Origin of the sequence: Noviherbaspirillum sp. L7-7A, from assembly GCF_019052805.1 — a bacterium.
In the GTDB taxonomy this organism is placed as follows: domain Bacteria; phylum Pseudomonadota; class Gammaproteobacteria; order Burkholderiales; family Burkholderiaceae_D; genus Noviherbaspirillum_A.
Map to the genome: position 1 here is coordinate 2,156,371 of NZ_JAHQRJ010000001.1, position 17,950 is coordinate 2,174,320.

Annotated in this window: 17 protein-coding genes; 11 read left to right on the forward strand and 6 right to left on the reverse strand. The window is 64.8% G+C overall.

Annotation, left to right across the window (positions count from 1 at the left end):
- The first annotated feature begins 253 nt into the window (after positions 1 to 253).
- From trxA to KTQ42_RS09840, 5 genes are all read left to right on the forward strand, one after another.
- Positions 254 to 580, forward strand: coding sequence for a thioredoxin TrxA (trxA, locus tag KTQ42_RS09820; RefSeq protein ID WP_217345339.1), 327 nt, complete (start codon positions 254 to 256; stop codon positions 578 to 580).
- 104 nt (positions 581 to 684) lie between these two features.
- Entirely contained in the window at positions 685 to 1,950 is a 1,266-nt protein-coding gene (rho, locus tag KTQ42_RS09825; RefSeq protein WP_194712261.1) for a transcription termination factor Rho, read from the forward strand.
- Between the two features lie 195 nt (positions 1,951 to 2,145).
- The gene (locus KTQ42_RS09830; RefSeq protein ID WP_217345340.1) at positions 2,146 to 2,412 is read left to right on the forward strand and encodes a type B 50S ribosomal protein L31; all 267 of its coding nucleotides are present in this window, start codon (positions 2,146 to 2,148) and stop codon (positions 2,410 to 2,412) included.
- 72 nt (positions 2,413 to 2,484) lie between these two features.
- Entirely contained in the window at positions 2,485 to 4,194 is a 1,710-nt protein-coding gene (locus KTQ42_RS09835; protein ID WP_217345341.1) for a glycosyltransferase family 39 protein, read from the forward strand.
- A complete protein-coding gene (locus KTQ42_RS09840; protein WP_217345342.1) occupies positions 4,191 to 5,558 on the forward strand; it encodes an MATE family efflux transporter in 1,368 nt (455 codons plus the stop codon). The genes KTQ42_RS09835 and KTQ42_RS09840 overlap by 4 nt, the downstream gene beginning before the upstream one ends.
- A 45-nt stretch (positions 5,559 to 5,603) precedes the next feature.
- Here the strand turns inward: KTQ42_RS09840 and KTQ42_RS09845 are convergent, their stop codons facing one another.
- From KTQ42_RS09845 to KTQ42_RS09855, 3 genes are all read right to left on the reverse strand, one after another.
- Positions 5,604 to 5,828, reverse strand: a complete 225-nt coding sequence (locus KTQ42_RS09845; protein ID WP_217345343.1) for a hypothetical protein — start codon at positions 5,826 to 5,828, stop codon at positions 5,604 to 5,606.
- Positions 5,829 to 5,943: 115 nt separating this feature from the next.
- Complete coding sequence (locus tag KTQ42_RS09850; RefSeq protein ID WP_217345344.1) at positions 5,944 to 6,162, reverse strand: hypothetical protein; 219 nt, start codon at positions 6,160 to 6,162, stop codon at positions 5,944 to 5,946.
- On the reverse strand, positions 6,163 to 6,306 hold the full coding sequence (locus tag KTQ42_RS09855) for a hypothetical protein (RefSeq protein ID WP_217345345.1): 144 nt from the start codon (positions 6,304 to 6,306) through the stop codon (positions 6,163 to 6,165). It lies immediately after the preceding gene.
- A 174-nt stretch (positions 6,307 to 6,480) separates the two neighbouring features.
- Between KTQ42_RS09855 and KTQ42_RS09860 the strand changes: the two genes are divergently transcribed.
- The gene (locus tag KTQ42_RS09860; protein ID WP_217345346.1) at positions 6,481 to 7,368 is read left to right on the forward strand and encodes a transglutaminase family protein; all 888 of its coding nucleotides are present in this window, start codon (positions 6,481 to 6,483) and stop codon (positions 7,366 to 7,368) included.
- Positions 7,369 to 7,385: 17 nt separating this feature from the next.
- Here the strand turns inward: KTQ42_RS09860 and KTQ42_RS09865 are convergent, their stop codons facing one another.
- The 3 genes from KTQ42_RS09865 to tkt form a co-directional block, all read right to left on the reverse strand.
- A complete protein-coding gene (locus KTQ42_RS09865) occupies positions 7,386 to 8,228 on the reverse strand; it encodes a DUF4198 domain-containing protein (protein WP_217345347.1) in 843 nt (280 codons plus the stop codon).
- A 152-nt stretch (positions 8,229 to 8,380) separates the two neighbouring features.
- Positions 8,381 to 9,391: a type I glyceraldehyde-3-phosphate dehydrogenase gene (gap, locus tag KTQ42_RS09870; RefSeq protein ID WP_194712269.1), complete on the reverse strand. Its 1,011-nt coding sequence runs from the start codon at positions 9,389 to 9,391 to the stop codon at positions 8,381 to 8,383.
- A 104-nt stretch (positions 9,392 to 9,495) separates the two neighbouring features.
- Positions 9,496 to 11,490: a transketolase gene (gene tkt / locus KTQ42_RS09875; RefSeq protein WP_217345348.1), complete on the reverse strand. Its 1,995-nt coding sequence runs from the start codon at positions 11,488 to 11,490 to the stop codon at positions 9,496 to 9,498.
- 237 nt (positions 11,491 to 11,727) lie between these two features.
- Between tkt and KTQ42_RS09880 the strand changes: the two genes are divergently transcribed.
- The 5 genes from KTQ42_RS09880 (at position 11,728) to lspA (ending at position 17,927) form a co-directional block, all read left to right on the forward strand.
- Positions 11,728 to 12,453: a 16S rRNA (uracil(1498)-N(3))-methyltransferase gene (locus tag KTQ42_RS09880; RefSeq protein WP_217345349.1), complete on the forward strand. Its 726-nt coding sequence runs from the start codon at positions 11,728 to 11,730 to the stop codon at positions 12,451 to 12,453.
- A gap of 13 nt (positions 12,454 to 12,466) precedes the next feature.
- Positions 12,467 to 13,297: a M90 family metallopeptidase gene (locus KTQ42_RS09885; RefSeq protein ID WP_349292134.1), complete on the forward strand. Its 831-nt coding sequence runs from the start codon at positions 12,467 to 12,469 to the stop codon at positions 13,295 to 13,297.
- A 91-nt stretch (positions 13,298 to 13,388) separates the two neighbouring features.
- The gene (locus KTQ42_RS09890; protein WP_217345350.1) at positions 13,389 to 14,366 is read left to right on the forward strand and encodes a bifunctional riboflavin kinase/FAD synthetase; all 978 of its coding nucleotides are present in this window, start codon (positions 13,389 to 13,391) and stop codon (positions 14,364 to 14,366) included.
- Positions 14,367 to 14,454: 88 nt separating this feature from the next.
- Positions 14,455 to 17,328 (forward strand): isoleucine--tRNA ligase, encoded by a 2,874-nt coding sequence (gene ileS / locus KTQ42_RS09895; protein ID WP_217345351.1) that lies wholly within the window; start codon positions 14,455 to 14,457, stop codon positions 17,326 to 17,328.
- 92 nt (positions 17,329 to 17,420) lie between these two features.
- A complete protein-coding gene (gene lspA, locus KTQ42_RS09900; RefSeq protein ID WP_217345352.1) occupies positions 17,421 to 17,927 on the forward strand; it encodes a signal peptidase II in 507 nt (168 codons plus the stop codon).
- Positions 17,928 to 17,950 lie beyond the last annotated feature (23 nt).

Here is a 17,950-nt window from a genome sequence, read left to right on the forward strand (position 1 = left end):
GATGGCGGACGGGAAAGCATTTTATGCGAGCCCCGGGCAAAACCAGTAGCCTTGTCCCACATTTCTTGAAAATCGGTTATGATTCCCCGAAATCCCGCCGCAGCACCTCTTGCCACCCCGCTTTGAACTTGAATTTGCATACCTCGTCCGCAACTGCTTAAGGCATACCGGCAGCATGCAGCACAGGCCCGGAGCAGACTCGGCATCCATACTGCAGCGTTAACCCCTGATATCCCCTCACCTTGAGGAAACCATGAGCGAAAACATTAAACATATCTCTGACTCGTCCTTTGACGCCGACGTGCTCAAATCCGACAAGCCGGTTCTGGTCGATTTCTGGGCCGAATGGTGCGGCCCCTGCAAGATGATCGCCCCCATCCTGGAAGAAGTCGCCAAGGAATACGACGGCAAGATCCAGATCGCCAAGATGGACGTCGACGCCAACCAGGCAGTGCCTGCCCAGTTCGGCATCCGCGGCATCCCGACCCTGATCCTGTTCAAGAACGGCGTGGTCGCCGCACAGAAGGTCGGCGCGCTCGGCAAGGGCCAGCTGACGTCCTTCATCGATAGCAACATCTGAGACAAGCACTAGCCGCAGCGGCGCCCTCGCGCCGCTGTGTTTAACGACTATCCCACGCTGTTCCCTCCCCCACCTTTTACCTTCCCATCCCGGGACACATACACATGCATTTATCTGAACTCAAGGCGTTGCACGTCTCTGCCCTGCTCGAAATGGCAATCGGCCTGGACATCGACAATGCCGCCCGCCTGCGCAAGCAGGAGCTGATGTTCGCGATCCTGAAGAAGCGCGCCAAATCCGGCGAACAGATTTTCGGCGACGGCGCCCTCGAAGTGCTGCCGGACGGCTTCGGCTTCCTGCGCTCGCCCGACGCCAGCTACATGGCCTCGACCGACGACATCTATATCTCGCCCTCGCAGATCCGCCGATTCAACCTGCACACCGGCGACTCGATCGAAGGCGAAGTGCGCACGCCCAAGGATGGCGAACGCTACTTTGCGCTGGTCAAGGTCGACAAGGTCAACGGCGAATCGCCGGAAGCGTCCAAGCACAAGATCCTGTTCGAGAACCTGACGCCGCTGCATCCGAACAAGCCGCTGATGCTCGAGCGCGAGATGCGCGGCGAGGAAAACACCACCGGCCGCATCATCGACATGATCGCGCCGATCGGCAAGGGCCAGCGCGGCCTGCTGGTGGCCTCGCCCAAGTCGGGCAAGTCGGTGATGCTGCAGCACATCGCGCATGCGATCACGGCCAACCATCCCGACATCGTGCTGATCGTGCTGCTGATCGACGAACGTCCCGAGGAAGTGACGGAAATGCAGCGCTCGGTGCGCGGCGAAGTGGTGGCCTCCACCTTCGACGAACCGGCCACGCGCCACGTGCAGGTCGCCGAGATGGTGCTGGAAAAAGCCAAGCGCCTGGTCGAGATGAAGAAGGACGTAGTAATCCTGCTCGACTCCATCACCCGCCTGGCGCGCGCCTACAACACCGTGATCCCGGCATCGGGCAAGGTGCTGACCGGCGGCGTGGACGCCAATGCACTGCAGCGCCCGAAGCGTTTCTTCGGCGCGGCCCGCAACATCGAGGAAGGCGGCTCGCTGACCATCATCGCCACCGCGCTGATCGAGACCGGCAGCCGCATGGACGACGTGATCTACGAGGAATTCAAGGGCACCGGCAACATGGAAGTGCACCTGGAGCGCCGCCTGGCCGAGAAGCGCGTCTACCCGGCCATCAACTTGAACAAGTCCGGCACCCGCCGCGAGGAACTGTTGATCAAGCCCGACCAGCTGCAGAAGATCTGGGTGCTGCGCAAGCTGCTCTACAGCATGGACGAGATCGAGGCGATGGAGTTCATCCTCGACAAGATGAAGGGCACGAAGAACAATGCCGAGTTCTTCGACATGATGCGGCGCGGCGGTTCCTGACGCATCAGAACGAGGGTGCGCTGCGGGTCAGCGCCCTTTGTCACGCGCCGGCACACCGAATTGGCGGCCTGCAAGACAGGCCGCCAATTTAGGGTATAATCCGGCCTCCATTTTCCGGCAAGTGATCGACAATCGGGTCAAGAAGCAGGCAGACCGACGAAGTGACGATTGGCTACCCAACCTACCGAGGCAAACATGAAAGCAGGCATTCACCCGAATTATCGCGAAGTCGTGTTCCACGACGTTTCCGCCGACACCAAATTCATCACCCGTTCCACGATGTCCAGCCGTGAAACGATCAATCACGAAGGCAAGGACTACCCGCTGATCAAGATCGAGGTATCCTCCGAGTCGCACCCCTTCTTCACCGGCAAGCACAAGATCGTCGACACCGCTGGCCGCGTCGAGAAATTCCGTCAGAAATTCGGCAAGGTCGGTTCCAAGACCGCAGTGGCAGAGTAATCACGCTGCCCAGGCCACAAAGGCAGCTTCGGCTGCCTTTTTTGTTATGACCGCCGAACAGCCCAGGAATCCATGAAGCCTGTCCGCCTACCCGCTTCCGCCACGCTTGCCCTGCCGCGCTGGGGCGTGATCGCCCTGTGCCTGCTCTACATCCTGCCCGGCCTGATCCGGCGCGATCCGTGGAAGAGCGACGATGCCGCCGGTTTCGGCATCATGTGGACCATGGCGCGCGGCACTTGGCAGGACTGGCTGTGGCCGCATGTGGCCGGGCTGCCGGCGCCGGGCGAAGGGCCGCTGGCCTTCTGGCTGGGCGCGCTGTTCATCCGCCTGTTCGGCTGGCTGCTGGGCGATGCGCTGGCAGCCCGTATTTCCACCATCGGTTTTTTCATCATCGGCGCGCTGTCGGTCTGGTATTCCACTTACCTGCTGGGCCGGCGTAGCGAGACCCAGCCGCTGCGGCTGGCCTTCGGCGGCCAGCCGGAAGCGCGCGACTACGGCCGCACGCTGGCCGATGGCGCGCTGCTGATCTATCTCGCCTGCCTTGGCCTGCTGCTGCGCAGCCATGAAACCACCGCCGAAGCGCTGCAGGTCTCCATGATCGGCTTTGCGATCTATTCCGCGGTGCGGCTGTTCGAGTCGCAGTCGCTGCGCTCGGCCATGGTGCTGGGCGTGACGCTGGGCCTCCTGGTTCTCACCCGCGGCTGGCTGGTGCCGATGGCGTTCTGGAGCGCGCTGGTGCTGGTGTCGCCAAGGCACGGCGACCGGCTGCTGCAGCGGCTGGCGCTGGTGACGCTGCCGCTGGGCTTTGCCACCGCCAGCATCTGGCCGCTGCTCAATGCGCTGATGCAGCCGTTCGGCGGCAATCCCACGCCGGCCTGGCTGCAGTGGAATGCGGCGCAGCTGGCGCTGCCATCGCTGGAGAGCACCGTCTACTTCTTCAAGTACATTCCCTGGTTCGCCTGGCCTGCCTGGCCTTTCGCCGCCTGGGCCGTGTATGCATGGCGCAAGCAGCGCGGCGCGCTGCACATCACGCTGCCGCTGGGCCTGATCATCGCCTTCATCCTGCTGGTGCTGCTGCATCCGCATGGCGAGGAAAGCTTCCTGCTGCCGCTGCTGCCGCCGCTGTCCATCCTGGCCGCATTCGGCCTGCCGACCATGAAGCGCGGTGCCATCAATGCGGTCGACTGGTTCGCGATGATGACGCTGTCGACATGCGCCGCCTTCATCTGGATAGGCTGGATCGCCAAGCAGACCGGCTGGCCGCCACGCCTGGCGCACAATGCGCTGAAGCTGGCGCCCGGCTTCAAGCCCGAATTCAATCTGCTGGCCTTCCTGATCGCCGCTGCCGCCACCATTGCCTGGATTCTGGTGATCCGCTGGCGCATCGCGCGCCATCCGTCGGTGCTGTGGCGCGCCGTGGTGCTGTCGTCCGGCGGCGTGATCCTGTGCTGGCTGCTGCTGATGACGCTGTGGCTGCCATGGCTCAACTATGGCAAGAGCTATGCCGGCGTGGCCAAGCAGATCGGGGCCAGGCTGCCATCCGCCGATTACTGCGTCGACACCAATGTCGGCGCGGCGCAGCGCGCTTCCTTTGCCTATTTCGGCGGCGTCGAGTTCGCCCGTTTCGACAAGCACGACTGCGCCTACCTGCTGCTGCAGGACCGCGGCAGCGACCCGCTGATGAAAAAGGACGAGGATGGCCGCCTGGCATTGCTGTGGGAAGGACGCCGGCCCTCCGACCGCGACGAACGGTTCCGCCTCTACCGGCGCGTGAAACAATGATTGCAGTGCCAGCCGGCCGCACCCGCCGCATCGGCGCCCTGGCCTGGCCGCTGCTGATCGGGCAACTGGCGGTCATTGCCAACGGCGTGATCGACACCGCGATGACATCGCGCTTTTCCTCCGCCGACCTGGCCGCGCTGGCGGTGGGCGCATCGATCTATGTCAGCTCCTTCGTCGGCCTGTCCGGCGTGCTGCAGGCGGTGTCTCCCATCATCGGCCAGCTGTATGGCGCCAGAAAGCATGAGCGCATCGGCTCTGAAATCAGGCAGAGCCTGTGGCTGGCGCTGTTCCTGTGCCTGGTCGGACTGACGCTGCTGCTGTTCCCGCAGCCGCTGCTGGCCCTGGCCCAGGCAACGCCGGAAGTGGCCGACAAGGTCACCCTGTATCTGCGCATCCTGGCGCTGGCGCTGCCGGCCACGCTGGCCTTCCGCATTTACGGTTCGCTCAACACCGCGCTGGCCCGGCCGAGGATGGTGATGGTGATCCAGGTCGGCACCCTGCTGCTGAAGATTCCGCTGAACCTGCTGTTCATCTTCGGCGGCCTCGGCCTGCCGGCCATGGGCGGGCCGGGCTGCGCGGTCGCCACCGCGATTGCCGCCTGGATCGCGGTACTGGCCGGCCTGGCATTGCTGCGGCGCGACCGCTTCTACGACCAGTTCAGGCTGTTCGGCGCAGGCTTCGAGTGGCCGCACTGGGCGGCGCAGCGCGCCTTCCTGAAGCTGGGCATACCGATGGGCCTGTCCTACCTGATCGAAGTGACTGCCTACACCTTCATGGCGCTGTTCATTGCCCGCATCGGCACCAACGCGGTCGCCAGCCATCAGGTCACGGCCAACTTCGGCACCGTGCTCTACATGCTGCCACTGTCGATTGCCAATGCCACCGGCACGCTGGTGGCGCAGGCGCTGGGCGCCAGGCAGCTGGACGAGGCCAGGCGCATCGGCCATGCCGGCATCCGGCTGGCCGCCCTGGCTTCGGTCACCGTGGGCGTGCTGGTGTGGCTGTTCCGCGGCTTCATCATCCGGGCCTACACGCCGGACGAGGCGGTGATCGCGGCTGCGATGCCGCTGTTCCTGTTCATAGCGTTCTACCAGCTGTTCGACTCGGTGCAGGTGACCACAGCCTTCGTGCTGCGGGCCTACAAGGTCGCGGTGGTGCCCACCGTGATCTATGCCGTTGCGCTGTGGGGCGTGGGCCTGTGCGGCGGCTACCTGATGGGCCTGGACCCGCTGGGCATCGCGCCCGCGGCGGTGCGCGGCGCGGCCGGCTTCTGGCTCGGCAACAGCGCCAGCCTGGGGCTGGTGGCCATTGGCCTTTTGTGGTACCTGCGGGTCATAGAACGCCGCGCCAGGAGGGCGGCTTAGCGGCTTAGCGGCTTGACGACCTAGCGGGCCCGGCCGTGTGCAGACTTAGCCGCCGCCGACATCGGCCAGCAGCCGGTGGGCCAGCGCCTTGGCTTCTTCCAGCGCTTCCTCGGGGGTTTCCGACACGCTGTTGACGGTCTGGGGCGCGCTGTCGGCGCCCGGGCTGCCCATCCGGGTCAGCAGCACGACGCCCTGGTAGGTGCCATCGGGCAGCCGCTGTATGTCGGCTTCCGCTTTCCAGTCCTGCTTGGTATAGGTCACTGCTGCCATGGTGGTTCCTGTAAGGGGTTGAGTAAGAGGGAAAGCCTGCCTCCGGCAAGCGTTGCTTGCGGCCGCTCAAGGACTGCGGACGGTATATGCGGATGATGATCAGGCGCGTGCGGGGCTAGAATTCATGCTCGTCCAGCGCCCGCTGCGCGCGTGCCTGGGCTGCCTGCAAGGCCGACGGTTCGTCGGGATGGATGCCGGCCGGAATGAAGGTCTCGGCGCTTTCCGGCTCGCGGCTCAGTCGCACGAATACCTGGGCTTCGTAGGTGCCGTCAGGCATCTGCTTGGTATCGGTGCGGGCGATGTGGGTGCCGCTTTGCAGGATGTTTCCTGTCATTCAGTCCTCCTGGGCGATCATGCGCAGCTGGGGATTGTGGTCAGGTACCGGCTCGTCGTCGGGAGCGGGAACCCCCGGAACCGGAATGGAATCGTCTTCCTCCATCGGTTCATGGTCCGGATGCGGCACAGGGGCTCGATGCATGACGGTCTCCGCGCTGAAATGGAACAAAAATGCTATCACGCATGCCTGGCGCGGCCTTGCGCCTGATCACGCGTGCCGGCATCCCCGCTTCCTGGCTCATCAAAAGTGCTCTGGCGTACCGACCCGCGCCATGCAGCGGCGCACAGTCGGGTTCGAAAGGCAAACGGGAAACACATGGTCAGGATGAAATTTTCGATCGTGCTGGCTTACGACATCGTCGACAGCAGCGCGGACTTTATTTTCAACATCGAGGCATCGCGCACCGCGCACCAGCACGTCGTCTCCGAGTCGCTGCACATCAGCCAGCCGCTACAGCCGGACAGCCACGTCGACCGCCGCCTCGGCGCCCGCCTGCTGCGCCTGAAGGCGGCCCGTGGGGCGCTCACGATACGCTATGACGCCGTGGTCGACATCGATCACCATCGCGCCATGCCGCAGGAACTGCAGGAAATGACCATCGCCGACCTGCCGCTGGAAGCCCTGCCCTATATCCTGCCCAGCCGCTACTGCCAGTCGGACCGGCTGCAGAAGTTCGCAACCGCCGAGTTTGGCGGCCTGCCGCGCGGCTACTCCAGGGTATGGGCGATCCAGCAGTGGGTGCGCAGCCATGTGAGCTTTCGCAGCGGCAGCTCCGACGGCAGCACGTCGGCAATGGATACCATCATCGAGCGCGGCGGCGTCTGCCGCGACTTTGCGCATCTGATGATCGCCTTGTGCCGCGCCCTCAACATCCCGGCGCGCTTCGTCTCCGGCATCGACTATGGCGCCGACCCGGCGCTCGGCCCCACCGACTTCCATGCCTATGTCGAGGTCATGCTTTCCGGGCGCTGGTACCTGTTCGACCCGAGCGGCGTCTCGGCACCGATGGGCCTGGTGCGCCTGGGAACCGGCCGCGACGCCGCCGATGCCGCCTTTGCCACCGTGTTCGGCATGGTGTATTCGCAGCCGCCGTTCATCCTGATCGAGGCGGTCACGGACGAGCATGGCCAGCTGGTCATGCCGCAGTACTCCGAGCATCTGCTGTCGACCATGGGCATGGAGCCGGCGCCGACAGCATCGTGAAGCAGGCGGCGAAGGCCCTACTGCGCGCCCGGCAGGGTGAAGGTCAGGTTGCCCCAGAAGCTGTCCCAGTCGGCATTCGCCGTGCCCTCGGCCGCCTGCATGTGAACCGCGCTGACCATCCATTCGCCGGCATACGGCAGGCTGAGGCCCACCTCGCCCTCTGCATCGGTGCGCGCCCGGATGATCAGCAGTTGCGACTGGTCCCGGTGCCGATGCCATCCCTTGACCAGCACGTCCGATAGCGGCTTGCCGTCGAAGGTCAGCTTCAGGCGCAGCGTGGCGCCGGGAGCGGCTGCGAACGGGTCCGACAGCGGTGTGATTTCCATGCGCTGCCCGGTGCGCAGCGCATAGGTGCCGTCCGGCACGGCGCCTGCGCGCAGCAGGGTTTTCACATGGCGCCGGTAGCGTTCACGGCCGGGCGTGGCGTCCTTGCCGGCCGCCTTGCGCTGCTCGATCACATGGTCCAGACCTTCGTCATGCAGGTAGGCGTGGAATTTATCAGCGGACAGGGAAAAGGTAATCGGCTGGCTGTCGAACGCAATCAGGCTGGTGCCGGCCGGGATGGGCAAGGCCAGCGTGGGCAATGCAGTGCGGCGCGGCAGGCGCGTGGCCAGGTCAGTCACTGCGCCGGCGGCGTAATGCCGCAGGGCGGCCGTGCGTTCGTCGACGAAAGGCGTGAGCTCGCCATCGAAGTTCTCGCCGACCCGCAGCGTCACTTCGCTCACCCCGCCGGCGGCAGGCATGGACGGTCGGGCCTGCAGCCAGAACTCGTGTGCGGCGGCGGGCAAGGCGGCCAGGCAGCACAGCCCGGCGAACAGCATGGAAGACAGGCAGGAGCGCATGGGCTGGGGGATCGGCAATTGGGGATCGGCATTGGCAGTGGATTGCCTGTCACTATCGCACAAGCGCCATCGTTGATCTTGCCTGCGGACAAAAGCGCACCCAGCTTTGAGGGACCGGAAACAAAAACGCCCCGCAGCGCGGGGCGTTTCTTCACCGGAAAGACCGAAGATTACTTCGCGTTCATCAATGCAACCGTGGTATCGAGCATGCGGTTGGAGAAGCCCCACTCGTTGTCATACCAGGAAGACACCTTCACCAGACGGCCGGACACCTTGGTCAGGGTGGCGTCGAAGTTGGACGATGCCGGATTGTGGTTGAAGTCGACCGACACCAGCGGCTCGGTGTTGTAGGTCAGGATGCCTTTCAGCGCGCCTTCCGATGCTTCCTTCATGATGCTGTTGATTTCATCGACGGTGGTGTCGCGCTTGGCGATGAAGGACAGGTCGACGATGGAGACGTTGATGGTCGGGACGCGGATCGCGTAGCCGTCCAGCTTGCCGTTCAGTTCCGGCAGCACCAGGCCGACCGCGGCGGCGGCGCCGGTCTTGGTCGGGATCATGCTCTGGGTCGCGGAACGGGCGCGGCGCAGGTCTTCATGCATCACGTCGGTCAGCACCTGGTCGTTGGTGTAGGCATGCACCGTGGTCATCAGGCCGTTTTCCAGGCCGATCTTGTCGTTCAGCGGCTGGACCAGCGGCGCCAGGCAGTTGGTGGTGCAGGATGCGTTGGAAATCACGGTGTCGGAAGCCTTCAGCACCGAGTGGTTCACGCCGTACACGATGGTGGCGTCGACATCCTTGCCGCCCGGCGCGGAGATGATCACCTTCTTGGCGCCGCCCTTCAGGTGGGCCGATGCCTTTTCCTTGGTGGTGAAGAAGCCGGTGCACTCCAGCACCACGTCTACGCCCAGCTCGCCCCATGGGATCTCGGCCGGATTGCGCTGCGCGAACACGCGGATGCGGTCGCCATTGACGACCATGAAGTCGCCATCGACTTCCACGGTGCCGGGGAACTTGCCGTGCGCGGTGTCGTAGCGGGTCAGGTGCGCATTCGACTTGGCATCGCCCAGGTCGTTGATGGCGACGATCTGGATGTCGTTCTTCTTACCGCCTTCATAGTGAGCGCGCAGCACATTGCGGCCGATACGGCCATAGCCGTTGATTGCAACCTTGATCGTCATTTCTACTCTCCAAACATAGTTAAGCAAACCGAATTCGTGACCTGGCGTCGTGACGCCGTCTCATGGCTTCCTGAAGTCGCCACGCAGGCCAGCCGGCGCAGGACTCAGGCCAGCACCATCTTCACCGCGTCCGCCACCTTTTCCGGGGTGAAGCCGAAGTGCTTGAACAGCACGCCAGCCGGGGCGGACTCGCCAAATGTGTCAATTCCGACAACAGCGCCTTCGAGGCCGACATACTTGTACCAGAAGTCGGAGACGCCGGCTTCGACAGCAACACGAGGTATGCCTTTGGTCAACACGCTGGCCTTGTAGGCGGCGTCCTGGCGGTCGAAGACATCCGTGCAGGGCATGGAGACCACGCGCACCGCAACGCCCTGCTGGGCCAGCGCGTCGGCGGCCTTGATTGCCAGCTCCACCTCGGAGCCGGTGGCGATGATGATGGCTTTCGCGTCCGGCGCGTCGCGCAGCACATAGCCGCCGCGGGCGATGTCGGCGACCTGGCCTTCATTGCGCTGCATGAACGGCAGGTTCTGGCGCGAGAAGATCAGGGTGGACGGACCGTTCTTGCGGCGCACCGACTCGGCCCATGCCACCGCCGATTCCACGGTGTCGCACGGGCGCCAGTTGTCCAGGTTGGGGATCAGGCGCAGGCTGGAGATATGCTCGACCGACTGGTGGGTCGGGCCGTCTTCGCCCAGGCCGATGGAGTCGTGGGTGAAGACGAACAGCGTGCGGATCTTCATCAGCGCGGCCATGCGCAATGCATTGCGGCTGTAGTCCGAGAAGGTCAGGAAGGTCGCGCCGAACGGGATGAAGCCGCCATGCAGCGTGATGCCGTTCATGATGGCGCTCATGCCAAACTCGCGCACGCCGTAGTTGATGTGGTTGCCCGGCTGGTTATAGCGCACCGGCACCGATTCCTTCCAGTTGGTCAGGTTGGAGCCGGTCAGGTCGGCCGAGCCGCCCAGGAATTCCGGCAGCACCTGCGCCAGCGCCTGGATCGCATTCTGGCTGGCCTTGCGGGTGGCGATGGTTTCCTGCTTCTCGACGCAGCTGGCGATGTAATTGCGCACGGTCTCGTCGAAGCCGGCCGGCAGTTCGCCCTTCATGCGGCGCTGCAGTTCGGCCGCTTCCTGCGGATATTTTTCCCGGTACAGGCCGAACAGGTTGTTCCAGTCGCCCTCGACGCGGGCGCCGCTCTCACGGGCATCCCAATCGGCATAGACATCGGCCGGAATCTCGAAGGGCTGATCGGACCAGCCCAGCGCTTCGCGGGTCAGGGCGATTTCCTTGTCGCCCAGCGCGGCGCCGTGCACCTTGTCGCTGCCCTGCAGCGTCGGCGCGCCCTTGCCGATCACGGTGCGGCAGCAGATCAGGGTCGGCTTGCCGGCGTCGCGCGCCTGGCGGATCGCCGCGTCGACCGCGTCCACGTCATGGCCGTCGACGGCGCGGATTACATTCCAGCCATAGGCTTCGAAGCGCTTGGGCGTGTCGTCGGTAAACCAGCCTTCCACCTTGCCGTCGATCGAGATGCCGTTGTCGTCGTACAGCACCACCAGCTTGGACAGGCCCAGGGTGCCGGCCAGCGAGCAGGCTTCGTGGGAAATGCCTTCCATCAGGCAGCCGTCGCCGGCGAACACATAGGTGTGATGGTCGATGATGTCCAGGCCCGGACGGTTGAAGTGCGCCGCCAAGAGCTTCTCGGCCAGCGCCATGCCGACTGCATTGGTAATGCCCTGGCCCAGCGGGCCGGTGCTGGTTTCCACGCCCGGCGTGATCTCGTATTCCGGATGGCCCGGCGTCTTCGAATGCAACTGGCGGAAGTTGCGGATCTCGTCCATAGCCAGTTCATGGCCGGTCAGGTGCAGCAGCGCATACAGCAGCATCGAGCCGTGGCCATTGGACAGCACGAAGCGGTCGCGGTTGATCCAGCGCGGATTGGCCGGGTTGTGGCGATAGTGTCGCGCCCACAATGCGACCGCGATCTCGGCCATGCCCATTGGCATGCCGGGATGGCCGGAGTTGGCTTTTTGAACGGCATCCATTGCCAGCGCGCGAATTGCATTGGCCATTCTGTTGGTGGAAGGGGTGGAAGTCATGATGGATTCGGGTAGTGGACGAGACGCGGAGGCGGTTTGGGACATTACTGCAGGCATTGCTGCAAAGCCGCACATTCTAGCAGACTGCCGGGCGTTAATCGTAGTTCCCAGCTGTTGCCAGCACGACAAGCACCGATGTCGCTCAATACCAAACCGGACGGCACAGGCCGCCGACCGGCTTGATGACAGGACACCCGGCCTGGCCTAAAATCAGCCGCCCACCCTAACGGATCAACCATGCCCCGCTTCTACTTTCCCGATGCCCTGACCGAAGGCGCCATCGTCGCCCTGCCCGATCATGTCGCGCATCATCTGCATGTGCTGCGGCTGGCGCCGGGCGACCGGATCACCCTGTTCAACGGCCAGGGCGGCGAATACCACGCCACCCTGGAAAACCTGGACCGCAGGCGGGCGCAGGTGGAAATCAAGCTGTTTTCGCCGCAGGAAGCGGAACTGCCGTATGCAGTCACCCTGGCCCAGGCGCTGCCCGAGGGCAGCAAGATGGACTGGATCATCGAAAAGGCGGTGGAACTGGGCGCCACCGCGCTGCAGCCGCTGGCCGCGCAGCGCTGCGTGGTGCGGCTCTCCGCCGACCGGGCGGCAAAAAAGACGGCGCACTGGCAAGGCATCATCACCGCCGCCGCCGAGCAGTGCGGCCGCAACCGGCTGCCGCACCTGGCCGAGGTCGGCGACTTTGGCGCCTGGATCGGCCAGCATGACCTGCACAAGCGCATCCTGCTGTCGCCGCGCGCCGAACAGCCGCTGTCGGACTGGGCGCGCCACCATCCGCCGCAGGCGGTGACGCTGATGGTCGGCCCGGAAGGCGGCTTTTCCGACGCCGAGGAAAAGGCCGCGCTCGACCATGGCGCGCTCGCCCTGGGCATGGGTCCGCGGGTGTTGCGTACCGAGACCGCTGGCCTTGCCGCGCTGGCGGCGCTGAACGCAGTCTGGGGCGCGATCTAATGCGGCAACCATCGTGAAGCTGCTCAACCGCCTGTTCCGCCGCGCCGTGCCGGAGATCGATGAAGCGCAATGGCAGCAGGCGGTGCAGGGCATGCCTTTCCTGCATCGACTCGATGCAGGCGAACTGGCGCGCCTGAAATCCCTGGCGGCGCGCTTCCTCGACACCCACGCCGTCAGCGGCGCCGGCGGCTTCGAGGTCGGCGATGAGGTGGCGCTGCGCATTGCCGCCCAGGCCTGCCTGCCGGTGCTCAACCTGACCCTGGACCTTTATGACGACATGGCCGGCGTGATCGTCTATCCCGCCGCCTTCGTGGTGCGCCACAGCGAGGTCGACGAAGCCGGCGTGGTGCATGAATGGGAATCAGCCATGGCCGGCGAGGCGCTGGATGCCGGCGGCGCCGTGGTGCTGTCCTGGGAAGATGCGCAGGAAGACCATCTGTGGGACGACGGCGGCAATCTGGTGATCCATGAATTCGTGCACAAGATCGACATGGGCAGCGGCGGCGCCAACGGCTGCCCGCCGTTTCTTGCGCAGTTCCATGCGGGCATCGACCCGGCGCACTGGAAAGCTGCCTTTTCTGCTGCCTATGACGACTTCTGCGCCCGGGTCGACGCGCTGGAACGCCAGCTGCCGCCTGATTTCGACGACGAAAACGAAGATCACCTGGACCTGTACGCCGAACTTGCGCAATCGTTGCCGATGGACCCCTACGGCAGCGAGGCGCCGGCGGAATTCTTCGCGGTTGCTTCCGAGGCATTTTTCGCAAGACCCGCGCCGCTGCGGCGCGTCTACCCGCAAGTGTTTGAATTGCTTGAAAAATATTACCGCCAGCGCATGCCATGAAAAGTCCTGTACGGGCGCCTGATACGGAAAGGCAAAGGTTTGCCCGTATAATCCAAGGTTTTTCGACCGACTCCCGACCCGGCTTCTCCCCATGAAGGTATTTCGCGGACTTCCCAATGCCGAATCGCGCGCGCCCTGCGCGCTTACCATCGGCAACTTCGACGGCGTGCATCGCGGCCACCAGGCCCTGCTGGCGCGTCTGCGCGAAGCGGCGGACCTGCGCAACCTGGAAACTGCGGTGATGACGTTCGAACCGCATCCACGGGAATATTTCGCCCAGCGCGCCGGCGACCTGTCCAAGGCGCCGACCCGCATCGCCAGCCTGCGCGACAAGCTGCAGTCGCTGGCCAATGCCGGCGTCGACCGGGTCATCGTCGAACACTTCAATGCGCATTTCGCGGCGCTGACGCCCGATGAGTTCGTCAGCCGCGTGCTGGTCGAGGGCCTGCATGTGAAATGGCTGATCGTCGGCGAAGACTTTTGCTACGGTGCGCGCCGCGCCGGCAACATGGCCACGCTGATGGAAGCCGGCCGCCGCCATGGCTTCGAGGTCGAGGCGCTGCCCACCGTGAGCAATGACGGCAGCCGCATCTCTTCCTCGGCCATCCGCGCAGCGCTGGCCGCGGCCGACTTCGACCATGCGCGCCAGCTGCTCGGCCATGGCTACACCGTGTCCGGCCATGTGATCCACGGCCAGAAACTGGGCCGCACCCTGGGCTTTCCGACGCTGAACCTGCGCATCGCCCATCGCCGCCCCGCCCTGTCGGGCATTTTCGTGGTGCAGGTGCACGGCCTGGCGCCGCAGCCGCTGCCGGCCGTGGCCAGCCTGGGCGTGCGCCCGACTGTGGACGACAGCGGCCGGGTGCTGCTGGAAACCCATCTCTTCGACTACAACCAGCAGTGCTACGGCAAGCTGATCCGGGTCGAATTCCTGGCCAAGCTGCGCGACGAAGAGAAATACGACGGCCTGGCGGCGCTGACCGCCGCCATCCGCAACGATGAAGAACAAGCCCGCGCCTGGTTCCGCCAGCACAACAGCGGCGCCGTGTCCGCCACCGACCGAATTTGACGCTGCCCAAGAGCGCCGTACCCGATTGCGCCTGGCGGCCACGCCACCGGGCATACCGACAAGTCACCGATTCCAGCAAAGCCATTCCATGTCAGACAACAAGCCCAGCAAACCAGCCAGCAAGCCGCAAAGCCGTTATCCGGTCAACATGCCCGAGACGCCCTTCCCGATGCGCGGCGACCTCGCCAAGCGCGAACCCCAGTGGGTCAAGCAGTGGCAGGAGCGCAAGGTCTACGAAAAGATCCGGGAAGCGTCGAAACAGCGCGAGAAGTTCATCCTGCATGACGGCCCGCCCTATGCCAACGGCGACATCCACATCGGCCACGCGGTCAACAAGATCCTGAAGGACATGATCGTCAAGTCGCGCCAGCTGGCCGGCTTCGACGCGCAGTACGTGCCGGGCTGGGACTGCCACGGCATGCCGATCGAGATCCAGATCGAGAAGCAGTATGGCAAGGGCCTGCCCACCGCCGAAGTGCTGGCCAAGTCGCGCGCCTATGCAGCCGAGCAGATCGAGCGCCAGAAGAAGGACTTCATCCGCCTGGGCGTGCTGGGCGAATGGGACAACCCCTACAAGACCATGAACTTCAGCAATGAGGCCGACGAGATCCGCGCGCTCGGCGCCATCCTGGAAAAGGGTTATGTGTACCGTGGCCTGAAGCCGGTGAACTGGTGCTTCGACTGCGGATCGGCGCTGGCCGAGGCGGAAGTCGAATACCAGGACAAGCGCGACCCGGCCATCGATGTCGGCTTCGCCTTCGCCCAGCACGACCGCCTCGCCACCGCCTTCAACCTGTCGGCCCTGCCGACCGACAAGGGCTATGCGGTGATCTGGACCACCACGCCCTGGACCATCCCGGCCAACCAGGCGCTGAACGTGCATCCGGAATTCAGCTATGCCCTGGTGCAGACCGAGCGCAACGGCGAGCCGCTGCTGCTGCTCCTGGCCGCCGACCTGGTCGACGACTGCCTGGCGCGCTACGGCCTGTCCGGCCGCGTGATCGCCACCTGCGCCGGGGCGGCGCTGTCGGGCATCGCCTTCCGCCATCCGCTGGCCACGGCCGACGCCGGCTACGACCGGCTCTCGCCCATCTATCTCGGCGACTATGTGACCCTGGACGCCGGCACCGGCATCGTCCACTCCTCGCCCGCCTATGGCGTCGACGACTTCCTGTCCTGCAAGGCGCATGGCATGAAGGACGACGACATCATCAACCCGGTGATGGGCGACGGCCGCTACGCTTCCTGGCTGCCGCTGTTCGGCGGCATGACGATCTGGGAAGCCTCCAAGCCGATCTGCGGCGCGCTGGAAGCGGCCGGCTCGCTGTTCAAGCTGGTGATGTTCGACCACAGCTACATGCACTGCTGGCGCCACAAGACGCCCATCATCTACCGCGCCACCTCGCAATGGTTCGCCGGCATGGACGTGGCGCCCAAGGCGGGCGGCGAAACCCTGCGCGAGGCCGCGCTGCGCGGCATCGAGGAAACCGCCTTCTTCCCGAGCTGGGGCAAGGCCAGGCTGCACGGCATGATAGCCAACCGGCCGGACTGGACCCTGTCGCGCCAGCGCCAGTGGGGCGTGCCGATGGCTTTCTTCGTCCACAAGGAAAGCGGCCAGCTGCATCCGCGCACGCCCGAGCTGCTGGAAGCGGTGGCAAAACTGGTCGAGCAGCAAGGCATCGAAGCCTGGCATGCGCTCGATCCGCGCGAGCTGCTGGGCGACGAGGCTGAGATGTACGTGAAGAACCGCGACACGCTCGACGTCTGGTTCGATTCCGGCACCACCCACCAGACCGTGCTGCGCGGCTCGCACCGCCAGCAGTCCGACTTCCCGGCCGACCTCTATCTGGAAGGTTCGGACCAGCACCGCGGCTGGTTCCACTCCTCGCTGCTGACCTCGTCCATGCTCAATGGCCGCGCACCGTACAAGGCGCTGCTGACCCACGGCTTCGTGGTCGATGGCGAAGGCAAGAAGATGTCCAAGTCCAAGGGCAACGTGGTGGCGCCGCAAAAGGTATCGGACTCGCTGGGCGCGGAAATCCTGCGCCTGTGGGTGGCCGCCACCGACTACTCCGGCGAACTGTCGATCTCCGACGAAATCCTGAAGCGCGTGGTGGAAAGCTATCGCCGCATCCGCAACACCCTGCGCTTCCTGCTGGCCAACACCGCCGACTTCAACCCGGCTGAGCATGCGGTGCCGGTGGCCGACATGCTGGAGGTGGACCGCTATGCGATCGCCCGCATGCAGCAGCTGCAGGACGAGATCCTGGCCCACCTCCAGGCCTATGAATTCCATCCGGTGACCGGCAAGCTGCAGATGTACTGCTCGGAAGACCTGGGCGGCTTCTATCTCGACATCCTGAAGGACAGGCTCTACACCGCCGGCGCCGATTCCGCGATCCGCCGCTCGGCCCAGACCGCGATCTGGCACATCACCCACGCGCTGCTGCGTCTGATGGCGCCCATCCTGTCCTTCACCGCCGAGGAAGCCTGGTCCTATTTCGCCGGCGAGGAAGCGTATGCCGCCAGCGGCGAAACCATCTTCACCCAGACCTTCCACCTGCTGCCGCATGTGGAAGACGGCGCGGCGCTGCTGGACAAGTACAGCCGCATCCGCGAAGTGCGGGCCGAAGTCACCAAGGAACTGGAAGAAGTGCGGGTATCCGGCGCGATCGGCTCCTCGCTGCAGGCGGAGGTGGAAATCACCGCCGATGAAGAGCGCCAGGCATTGCTGGAAAGCCTGGGCGAGGACCTGAAGTTCGTGCTGATCACCTCGGCCGCCCGGGTCAGCCCGGCTGCCGACGGCCAGACCGGCGTCAAGGTCACGCCGTCGGATGCGGAAAAGTGCGAGCGCTGCTGGCACTACCGGAAGGACGTGAACGCCGACGCCCGCTATCCCGGCATCTGCGGCCGCTGCGTCTCCAATCTGTACGGCCCCGGCGAAGCGCGCCGCTGCGCCTGAGCCGCAATACCGGCAGCGGCATCCGTCAACGCGGGCGGCGCAACGCGCCGCCCGCCCTTCCAACCGTCCAACCGTCCTGACAGCGACCTCCCATGGCCACCATCAAGAAAACCGTTTTCGCCCCCAAACCCGCCGCCGGCATCACGCCATGGCTGTGCATCGCCGCGCTGGTGGTGCTGCTCGACCAGCTGACCAAGATCATGATCACCCAGATGTTCAGCTACGGCCAGAGCAAGCCGGTGACCTCCTTCTTCAACCTGGTGCTGGCCTATAACAAGGGCGCCGCCTTCAGCTTCCTGGCCGCCGAGGGCGGCTGGCAGCGCTACCTGTTTTCCGGCATCGCCATTGCCGCCGCCGCCTTCATCATCTATCTCTTGAAGCGCCATGCCGGCCAGCGCCTGTTCTGCTGGGCACTGGCGCTGGTGCTGGGCGGCGCGATCGGCAACCTGATCGACCGCATCGCCTACGGCCATGTGATCGACTTCCTCGATGTCCATGTCGCCGGCTGGCACTGGCCCGCGTTCAACATTGCAGACAGCGCAATATGCATCGGCGCGGCGATGTTTATCATTGACGAGCTGCGCCGCGTCAACCGCTAGGCACTGCCACGCACGGAGCATGT